Genomic DNA, 868 nt, shown 5'->3' with positions numbered 1-868 from the left:
TTACGCCCTTGTCTTAGAATCAACGCGCTCCTTTGGCCGCGCTCTTGAACAATTCAAATTGGCCGCGGAAAACCCGCAACTTGCAAGCCCGCAAAGCAACAAATCCGCCGCCAGAGTACAAATACACATGGCAAGATGCTTCACCGCGTTAAAACGTCAAGCAGACGCAAGGCAAGCCCTCCTATACGCCCTTGAATTAGACCCCGACAATTTAACCGCCAGCCTTGAACTGGAAAGAGGCTTATAATCTGATATTGACTAAAAAAAAAGTTTTTTGTATCATGTACCTAATAATTATTTTAAAACGGAGGAAAGAAGATGAAAGTTATTCCCTTAGGAGACCGGGTTATGGTCAAACTCGAAAAAAATGAAGCAAAAACAGCCGGGGGAATCATTATTCCCGATACGGCGCAGGAAAAAACGCAACAGGGAACCGTCGTAGCGGTCGGACCAGGCACAGAAAAAGAAAAAATCACGGTTAAAAACGGTGATAAAGTAATGTACGATAAATATGCCGGAACACAGGTAAAAATCGACGGTGTAGAACACCTGATCCTGAGAATGGCTGATATCATAGCAGTAGTTGAATAAATTAAACCGTTTATTAGTTTTATTTACTCTTTTTTACATACTTTTGCTTTCTTCTTGTTCAAAGCTGGGTTACGGGGTTTTATTGTGGTCAATTGACGATCCGCCCGTTGATTCAGGCACAGTTCTGCCCGTTTATATTAAATCAAATATTGAAAAAAAATGGGTAGTAGGCATACCTGAGAAATCAATATCGCAGAATGATTATAAAAAGGAAATTCCCCTTACCCAGCTGGACTTTCTCGGAAGCAAAAGAAAAGCGCGGAAATGGGCTGAAAAT

The 868-nt window shown here is 41.6% G+C and carries 1 protein-coding gene and 2 pseudogenes; all 3 read left to right on the top strand.

Annotated features, from left to right (window positions below):
- Positions 1-247, top strand: a pseudogene (locus ACYVRA_RS07515) (hypothetical protein); the annotation flags it as partial.
- Positions 248-318: 71 nt separating this feature from the next.
- Positions 319-591, top strand: a complete 273-nt coding sequence (locus ACYVRA_RS07510) for a co-chaperone GroES (protein WP_461252121.1) — start codon at positions 319-321, stop codon at positions 589-591.
- Positions 584-868 (top strand): annotated as a pseudogene (locus ACYVRA_RS07505) (SH3 domain-containing protein); the annotation flags it as partial. The gene ACYVRA_RS07510 and the pseudogene ACYVRA_RS07505, both read left to right, overlap by 8 nt.

The organism is Treponema sp. R8-4-B8 (assembly GCF_054786175.1).
The sequence above is the reverse complement of the archived record's forward strand: the minus strand, read 5'-3'. Positions and strand labels throughout refer to the sequence as shown.

Bases quoted from the DNA above. Each gene is read 5' to 3' on its own strand.
- ACYVRA_RS07510 (WP_461252121.1), top strand. From the start codon at position 319: ATGAAAGTTATTCCCTTAGGAGACCGGGTTATGGTCAAACTCGAAAAA.